At 50.5% G+C, this 9,351-nt stretch carries 5 protein-coding genes; 2 read left to right on the forward strand and 3 right to left on the reverse strand.

What is annotated here, in order from left to right; all coding sequences use genetic code 11:
- Positions 1-701: 701 nt before the first annotated feature.
- The gene (locus tag IC617_RS17525; protein ID WP_191146286.1) at positions 702-3,353 is read right to left on the reverse strand and encodes a TonB-dependent receptor domain-containing protein; all 2,652 of its coding nucleotides are present in this window, start codon (positions 3,351-3,353) and stop codon (positions 702-704) included.
- A 126-nt stretch (positions 3,354-3,479) separates the two neighbouring features.
- Positions 3,480-6,278, reverse strand: coding sequence for a beta-helix domain-containing protein (locus IC617_RS17530; protein ID WP_191146287.1), 2,799 nt, complete (start codon positions 6,276-6,278; stop codon positions 3,480-3,482).
- A gap of 418 nt (positions 6,279-6,696) precedes the next feature.
- Here IC617_RS17530 and IC617_RS17535 point away from each other — a divergent pair, with 418 nt between their 5' ends.
- Both IC617_RS17535 and IC617_RS17540 read left to right on the forward strand, forming a co-directional pair.
- Complete coding sequence (locus IC617_RS17535; RefSeq protein ID WP_191146288.1) at positions 6,697-7,428, forward strand: glutathione peroxidase; 732 nt, start codon at positions 6,697-6,699, stop codon at positions 7,426-7,428.
- 95 nt (positions 7,429-7,523) lie between these two features.
- Entirely contained in the window at positions 7,524-8,981 is a 1,458-nt protein-coding gene (locus IC617_RS17540; protein ID WP_191146289.1) for a dihydrolipoyl dehydrogenase, read from the forward strand.
- A gap of 160 nt (positions 8,982-9,141) precedes the next feature.
- Here the strand turns inward: IC617_RS17540 and IC617_RS18910 are convergent.
- Positions 9,142-9,351 (reverse strand): hypothetical protein (locus tag IC617_RS18910; protein ID WP_224746105.1); only part of this gene is annotated, 210 nt, incomplete at its 5' end.

Raw genomic sequence — 9,351 nt, forward strand, 5'->3', positions numbered from 1 at the left:
AGTCAGCGGTTGTAAAACAATTTGTCAAAGATTGCCGTTAAACCCCAGCAAGGCACAGACGAACTAAGGGCAGATTGAGGTTTGTGTGGGCGTTGACGATAGCAAACCTTACCCCATGCTGACGCTCAAGCACTTCCATGTGTCGCTCTACATGCGGCATCCATGCCGCCTGAAGCAGCAAGTTGCAAGGTTTACTACCGCCCTATAAGCGTCGGCGCAATCTCAACCAATACAAGCTTGGAAAGTACAATTCGGCGATGGCAAACAATGCTGATAAGCGGGCATACGCACATGCGGTCTAAGAGCAGCTTGGGAATTGGATAGGAGAGCTTCTGCCGCAGGGAAGCGGCAGCAGAGCCATCATGGATGATTTTACGGCGTCTCGACTAGACAACTCGCAAGCTGCGAAAACTAAGTCTGCAGCTTCATCGCCAGCCAACAATCCCCTTCGGTGACGCTCAAGTCCTTCCTTGGAGCGCTCTGCACCCGGCATCCATGCCGGCTGAAGCACCTCAGTGCCTTGTTAGCTGCCTCTGCAATGCTGATTAGCGGACGCCCGCGGCATACCGCCCATCCTTGGGCATAAAAAAAAGCACCTTGCGGTGCTTGACGGAGTGTAAGTGCGATAGATAGTTATAGTTATTTGGGCTGCCGATCTGGTGTCCAGATCGGCTATGTTGCTGTTGAATTCGCTGCTTGCCTTAGTACTCGTAAGAGAACTGCAAGGTGAACTCAGTACCTGGATCTTTCCAATACGTTTTGTGACCGTTTTGCTTGTATTCAGACTCTTCGCCAAGAATGTTTTTGGCTTTGAATTTGATGTCCAAGCTATCGGTTGGGAACAAGGTGTAGGTGAAATCCAAGCTGTGGAACGGTTGCTCGTAAACATCATCCAAGCCCGCGCTACCACCCCAGGCGATACGCTTACCAAAGACGTTGTAAACCAGCGTCGTGCTGTGCCAACCATCCGGCGAGTCGAAGCTGAATTGCAAGTTCGCCACATATTCAGAATGACCCGTCATCCGACGCTTGGTGTTAGTCGGGTCAATCTCGCTGTTTGGCTTAATCTCAATTTCAGAGTCGCTTAAAGTCAGGTTACCGGCGATAAACATGCCTTCAAGGATTTCTGAGTCGGAATCAATGAACGAGAAATCACGCAGGAATTCCGTTTCAATACCGTAGATGTAACCCGAATCTGCGTTGTAGTACTTCTGCTGACGACCCGCTTCGGTAATACGTTGAACCGGCTCAATTGGCGCTTCCAAGTCTTTATAGAAAGCACCCACGCTCAGGTTGCTGCCGGACTCCATGTACCATTCCCAGCGAACATCGACATTGATGATATCGGAGCTTTCCACCTCTGGGTTACCGAATGAATCGATGCCAGTAACTGGATCTTGGAATCGAACCGGCGACACTTCACGCAAGTCAGGGCGAACAATGGTTTTACTGGCGCCAAAACGCCATTGCATTTGCTCGCTTTGCTGCCAAGTGGCCGACAAAGATGGATACCAGCCGTCTTCAACAACCACATAATCGGTGATGTCGTAGCGACCGCCTTCGTCAGAGATATTGCCATCGGGGTCAATTGGCAGCGTGGTGCGGCGGAAATCTTCGTAACGAAGACCACCGGTCAAGCGCCAAACATCATCGAAGTTGGCATCAAAAGCAAAGAAGCCTGCATCGATCATCTCAGCCGCAACGTAATCTTCAGTCGCCGTGGACGCATCTTTCAGTTCAAAGTCTTTATCTTCATCGAGGATATTTTCATCGGTGAAGATGTCTGAAAATTCCAGCTCCAGTATGTCATTACCGAACTTATCCGCCTCAAACCCTAAACGAGTCGCATAGTTTTCACGGTGACGTTCAAAGTAGCTGTAACCGCCGCTGACAGTAACTTCGGCACCGGCAAATTGAATCGGCAGTTTGACCTCAAAACCGGTGTTTTCGGTATCGTCATCCAAGCGGGTGTAGACGTACTTTGGCTCATCTTGAGTATTCAAGCGGCGACTGGTGATATCACCCGTATCTTCATCAAAGACCACACCATAGGTGTAGCTTAATTCGTTCGGCGCATAACGCTCAGCACGGGCATCAGAGTAGAACCAGTTCAGTTCAATGTCATACAAGCCTGGCAAGAAGTGAGTTCCTTTGGCCTGATTACTAATCAGGGTGCGCTCTTCATACTCAATGCTATAAACCTGCAGCGCGTTTGGCTCAGAGATGGTGTCGATGGTTTCTTCAATGGCAATCGAAACATCATCAGAGGTATCACGAAGATACGTAGTATAGGTTTCAATCTTGTTGTTCTCGTCAATCTCAAAGCCCATGTTGAGCAAGGCTGACCACTGAACAATCGAATCGGTACCGACCACTTCTTTGGAGTTGTTGATGGTGCCGTTCTCGTCGGCCAATTCAACATCCAACTCTTCATAGTTTTCTTGCTGGCGTTTGTAGTAACCGGCCGCAACAAAACCAAAAATTGTATCTTTGCCTAGATCCCAGCTATTACCAATCGCGACATTACCGCGATAAGCAAAATCGGTGTCTTCGGCTTTCACCGTCATATCACGGTGCATATCTAACGCCAATTCACGGTTGACTTGGCGTGCCTGATCTAAATCACCCACCACCGGCAAGATGTCACTAATTGGATCAATGCCGCCGTAGGTCGAATAGGCCTGCTCAATACTGTGTGGGAAAGCGCGCGTGCCATCGTCTTTGCCTTTCCACTCATCGTCACCACCGGAATAGGTGTACGCATCATCTGAGTCATTGGTGTTGTATCGAGTACCGAGACCAAACTTGAAAAAGAAATCGGTTGGGATCGCTTTGGTGCGAATATCAACGTGACCACCACCAAATGCCGCTGGCGCATTAGGCGAGCCTGCTTTTTGCACCGACAACGACTCAATAATCGAGGCAGGGAACATATCCAACGGCACAACATTTCGGGTTGGGTCGGGTGAAGGAACAATGGCGCCGTTTAGAGAGGTACTTGAGTAACGCTCACCTAAACCACGGACATAAATAAATTTGCCATCTTTCAAGGTCAAACCGGTGACACGACGCAAGGCTGCAGCGGCATCGCTATCGCCAGTACGCGAAATTTGGTCAGAACCCATCAAGTCTGCTACATAGGCTTGCTCGCGGCGTTCTTCCATGACCTCGGAAGCGGCGCTTTTGAGTCGAGCCGTTACCGCAATGACTTCTACATCATCGCCCGCATAACCCGGTTGCGCCTCTTCCTCGGCAGCGAACACTGGGGTTGCCGTGAATATTGCGGCGGCAGACAGCGCACTGGCAACTGCAACACTCACTTTGCTGGTGGTAAAACTCGGCTTGGTTTTCATACTGTGACTATCCTGTGTGCAATTCAAATTCGGGTTACCGTGATTGGGTAACCCGACGAACATTCGAAACTACTTAGATTTGCGAGAACTCGCCGAGGAGCTTTGCTCCTCGGCTATCGGCGGGGTTTAGTTAGGGGTGTAAGCCCAACCTTCACGCCAGTCGTTTTCGCCGTCAAATGCACCGATGTAGTCGGTTGAATCGAACCAGGAATCGACAGTACTTGCATCTTTACCAGTGCCCAGCAGAACGCTGTCGCCTGCAGCAGGCATACCATCGGTCAGGCTCACTGCTTGCGCACTGTTGCCAGTCAAGCTGAGGAACCAAGTTTCAACATCTACAGCACCCATTTCTGTGCCTTTGAACGGTTCGTTACAGTCAACGACACTGTGTTCAATCAGCAATGCACCGCTGTTGACACCATCAACCAGTGATGGGTAAGTACCGTCCAGCTCAATACACTCACCTGATTCAGTGTCGCTAGTGGAACCTTTACGGCCTTGAATCACCATGTTGTAGATTTCAGCTTCAGTGGCGACGCGCAAGATGATGCCTTCGCCTTTGTCACCTGAACCATTCTCAACATCAACACCCGGCAGGATTGTGACGTTTGAGATCAGTGGGTGAGAAGTTGGCGTGTCACCATCGTTCTTGTGACTGTCGCCCTCGAAACCACGGTTAGCAAAGCCATCTTCGTGAGTGATGTAGACAAACTGCGCTTTACCTTGCCAGCCGTTCGTCCAGTCTAACGAGTCATCGAAGTTATGAGTCAGGTAGACATACTTCAGGTTCACAGCACCGCCCCAGAATTCAACGCCGTCATCACCGTTAGCGTGAACCTGAATGTGGTCAACTTGAGTACCAGAACCCACAGCCGCGAAGCTGATGCCGTTCATTTCTTGGGTATCGTTGATTTTGAAGCCAGCGTACTTCACCACAACGTAGCTGATAGTACCGCTGCTATCGGTGTTGTCGTTACCGCCGTAAGCGTGGTCGCCCACTTCAAAAGACGCATCACAAGCATTCTTGTCAGGACACTTGTTGGTTAGGCCGTTACCCAGCAATACCAAGCCGCCCCACTGACCGCGCTCGCCTTCACCACCGACAATCACGTCTTCTTGCGACGTCATCACGATTGGCATGTCAGCATTACCCATGGCCATGATTTTCGAGCCACGGTTAATCGCCAGGTAGCTGTCTTCTTCAGAGAAGATTTCAACGCCAGCTTGAATAGAAAGAGTGGCTGAATTTTCGTTGTCACCGCCAACCAGCACGGCACCGCCAGACAGCTTGTACAGCACGTTTGAGCCTGCCAACAGCGTGGTGTTAGTCAGAACATTGCCTTCCAGACCACAAATCAGCTCAACATCAGCGTCTTTGTAGAGACCGTCAATGGCCATTTCTTGGGTGGTACCCACAGGGCAAGACGTTAATGGCTGTAGCTCAACCGGAGTGCTGCCGCCATCATCGTCATGGATTGCAGTGGTCCAGCCAAGGGTCCAATCGTTAGTGCCGTCGAATGCACCGATGTACTCAGCATCCATCAAGCGAGCGTCGCTATTACCCAAATCCGCTTTACCGCCAGTCAACGCAACAGAGCTTGCGGTTGGCATGTAACCGTCCAGCGCCGATGCGCCAATCAGGTTGCCTTCTTGGCCGGTGTACCAAGCGTGAACGTCGTACGCCAATTGGTTGTCTTCATCAACTTTTTGGTCTTTGGTTGGTTCAACACAGTCAATCAAGCTGTGAGTGAATACCAGCTCTCCGTTTTGCGCATTAATAACGGTGTTGTCACCGTCGATTTCCAAACACTCACCTGAGTCAGCGTCGCCTTTGACCAACATGTTGTAGGCGTTCACGGCTGTTGCTTTACGCAGGATGATCCCTTCGGCGTCATCACCACCGTCGTTGGTGCCGTTGGCAACCAAGATCGTGAAGTTAGCCAGTGTTGGGTTTGACTTTGGATCGGCGTCGATATCGCTGTTGCTGTCCGCTTCGATACCACGGTTTGAGCCATTGTCTTTTTGCATGATCAGAACGTGCTGTGCAGAACCCTGCCAACCGTTGGTCCAATCCAGTGAATCATCGAAGTTGTTAGTCAGCACAACTTTCGACAGCGACACATTACCACCCCAGAACTCAACGCCATCGTCGTTGTTTTCATGGACTTGGATGTACTCAACTTCAGTACCAGAACCAACACCCGCGAAGCTGATGCCGTTCATTTCCTGAGTGTCGTTGATTTTAAAGCCACCGAATTCAACGCGAACGTATTTCAGTGAACCAGAATTATCTTCTGGGTTGTTACCGCCGTACGGGAAGTCACCGACTTCAAACGAAGCGTCACAAGCATTCAAGTCTGGGCAAGTGTTTACCGGTGCGTTACCAAGCAGTACCAAACCACCCCACTGACCCGGCTCGCCTTCTTGGCCTAGCGCAGCATCAACAGAAGTGAATACGATTGGCGCATCTTCCGTACCGACCGCATTGATTTGTGAACCACGGCTCACCACCAAATAGTCGCCGTCGCCACCGATGAATTTGGTGCCAGGCAAAATGTTCAAGACAACTGAATTTTCGTTGTCGCCACCAACCACAACTGGGCCATCTAATTCCCAAACAACATCGTTACCCAAGGTAATTTCGTTGCCGTCTTGGCCACCTGTTGCAAAGGTCGAGGCAGAAGCTGCTGCAGGCTGGAGCAAACCGCTCAATTTCCAGACTTGTTTTCCGTCCAGATCAGCGATTCCAGTGCTTTTCTCAGCAAAGCCACCATAGGCTTGTTCTTGAGGAGTTTCTGTTGGTGTTGGGTCAACTGGCGCAGGAGCCGAGTCGTCGCCAGTTTTAATATTGATGTCGCCACCACAACCAGCAAGGATCAGTGCAGATGCAATTGCACCGAGCTTAAACAGGGTTTTGAGTTCCATTATCTTCTCCGAGGACGGAATTAATCGCATGTGAAATAAGCGAGGAAGAAGCTAATGGGGAAAAATGACAAAAAGACTTCATCTCTGTGAATGAATTATTTCCCAGCAATTACAGAAATGTTGCAACCCTTGTGTGACTTGGGCTGAGATAATGTCGGGCGGTGTTCAAGTAATTCACGACGATCACAAAAATTTCATAGAAATTCGGCAAAAGCGGATTATCGCCACCACCATAGTTTAATTTTCATACAGTTAAGCCAAGGTCAAAAAACAGCCTCCCCATGATTCCGATCAAACAAACTAAAAACAAACACCTATCAGACAAATAGATTTAATCGATTTTATTTATCAAAACACTCAGGCCATACTTAGCTCCGTTGATTCGAAACAGACAAATTACTCATTACGGAGATTGATTATGTTCGCTAATAAAGAAGGCCAAGCAGTACCACAAGTTACGTTCCCAACTCGCCAAGGTGATGAGTGGGTGAATGTCACCACCGACGACTTATTCGCCAACAAAACAGTGATTGTATTTGCCCTGCCAGGTGCTTTCACCCCAACCTGTTCATCGACGCACTTGCCACGTTACAACGAACTGGCAGATGTATTTAAAGCCAACGGCGTTGACGACATCATCTGTATGAGTGTGAACGACACTTTTGTCATGAACGCTTGGTTAGCTGACCAAGAAGCAGAAAACATCAAAGTGATCCCAGACGGTAACGGTGAATTTGCAGAGGGCATGGGATTGTTGGTTGATAAAGCCGAGCTTGGCTTTGGCAAACGCAGCTGGCGCTACTCCATGCTGGTGAAAAACGGCGTGATTGAAAAAATGTTCATCGAGCCACAAAAGCCAGGCGACCCGTTTGAAGTGTCAGATGCCGACACCATGCTGAGCTACATTGCGCCACAAGCGGCGAAGCCAGACTCGGTCAGCGTTATTACTAAGCCAGGCTGCCCGTTCTGTGCCAAGGCCAAGCAAGCACTGATTGATGCCGGTATTCGTTATGAAGAAGTGATTTTGGGCACTGATGCCACCACGGTCAGCCTCAAAGCCATTACCGGTCGCAGCACCGTGCCGCAAGTATTCATCAACGGCGAGCACATCGGCGGTAGCGAAGAGCTTGATGCCTACTTGGCAAAGTAAATAGTCACCGTCTCTCCAATTTCATTTCGGGGGCGAAAGCCCCCTCTTTTTGAAGCTAATTTATTCTCTACCGGTGGTCGGTGGTAGGAGTCACCATGAAACAATTATCCGTTGATGTCGCTGTCATTGGCGGCGGAACCGCAGGCTTGTCAGCCTACCGAGCAGCTAAAGAACACGCCAACCGAGTCGTCATGATTGAAGGCGGCCCATACGGCACGACGTGTGCGCGGGTTGGCTGCATGCCATCAAAACTGTTAATCGCCGCCGCTGAAGCGGTCCACCATGCCCGCCATACCTCGCCTTTCGGTGTTGATGTCGAAGGAGACATCAAGGTAGAAGGAAAGCGTGTGATGGAGCGCGTGAAGTTCGAGCGCGATCGCTTTGTTGGCTTTGTCCTTGAAGGTGTCGATAGCATTCCAGCTGACGATAAAATTCAAGGCTACGCTCGCTTTGTTGGCGACCACACCCTACAGGTTGATGATCACACCCAAGTTCACGCCGCTCGTATCGTCATCGCGACCGGCTCTCGCCCCGCCTACCCAGGCTTGTGGGACAAGCTCGGTGACCGGCTGTTGATTAACGACGATGTGTTTGATTGGGATGACCTGCCAAACTCGGTCGCCGTATTCGGCCCCGGTGTCATTGGTCTGGAGTTAGGACAGGCGATGCATCGCTTAGGTGTCAACATTCACTTGTTTGGTGTTGGCGGCCAAGTGGGCCCATTAACCGACCCAGACGTGATGGCTTATGCCAATAAAACCTTTGCTGAAGAATTCCCGTTGATGGCCGATGCCCGAGTCGAATCGATTAAGCGCGACGGCGATCAAGTAGAAATCACCTATCTGGATGACAACAATGAAACACAAACCATTAGGGTGGATTACGTTGTTGCAGCCACCGGCAGACGACCCAATGTCGATAAATTGGGTTTAGAAAAGCTATCAATTGAGCTTGATGATCGCGGTGTGCCAGTGGCCGACCCGCTGACCATGCAAACATCGTTGGAGCATATCTTTGTTGCCGGCGATGCCAGTAATCAATTGCCGCTGCTCCATGAAGCTGCCGATCAGGGCCGAATCGCAGGCGACAATGCTGGCCGCGCGCCGAATCTTGAAAACGGCTTGCGTCGCAGCGCCATTAGCGTGGTGTTCAGCGATCCGCAGATTGCCATGGTGGGCATGACTTACCGCGATGCGCAAAAGCGTTTAGGCTCTTGTGATTGTTTGATCACCGGTGAAGTGAGTTTTGAAAACCAAGGCCGTAGTCGGGTGATGTTGAAGAACAAGGGCATGTTGCGGGTTTATGCCGAACAAGGCACCGGCTTGTTCATTGGTGCCGAGATGATTGGCCCAGCGGCTGAACACATGGCTCATTTGCTGGCGTGGGCACATCAGCAGCAAATGACCATTCCACAAATGCTGGACATGCCGTTTTACCACCCAGTAATTGAGGAAGGCTTGCGAACGGCTCTTCGTGACGTTGCCGCTAAGCTCGATACCGACAATAACTGCGTGTTGGAATGCGTGACTTGTCAGGAATGTGGCATTGCTTAGGTTGACATAACTTGCTTTGATGATTCGAAGAATCAACCAAGGGGTCGCGAGCTTCGCAGCTTGCGACTTGTCCAGTCGAGACGCCATAAATACTTCCATGTAGGCTCTGCTGCCGCTTCCCTGCGGCAGAAGCTCTCCTATCCAATTCCCAAGCTGCTCCTCATTCGTACGTGCTCTTTTCAAAGCTACAGCGAGGCAAAGAGGTAGCAAATGACGCACAGAGGTGCTTCAGCCGGCATGGATGCCGCATGTAGAGCGACACATGGACGTGCTCGAGCGTCAGCATGGGGTAAGGTTTGCTCTCGCCCATAGCTATCGAAACATCAATGTGTTGCTGACAGCCAGTTAACGCCGAAGTAGCGAGCTTCGC

The organism is Neiella litorisoli (assembly GCF_014773395.1).
Lineage (GTDB): Bacteria > Pseudomonadota > Gammaproteobacteria > Enterobacterales > Neiellaceae > Neiella > Neiella litorisoli.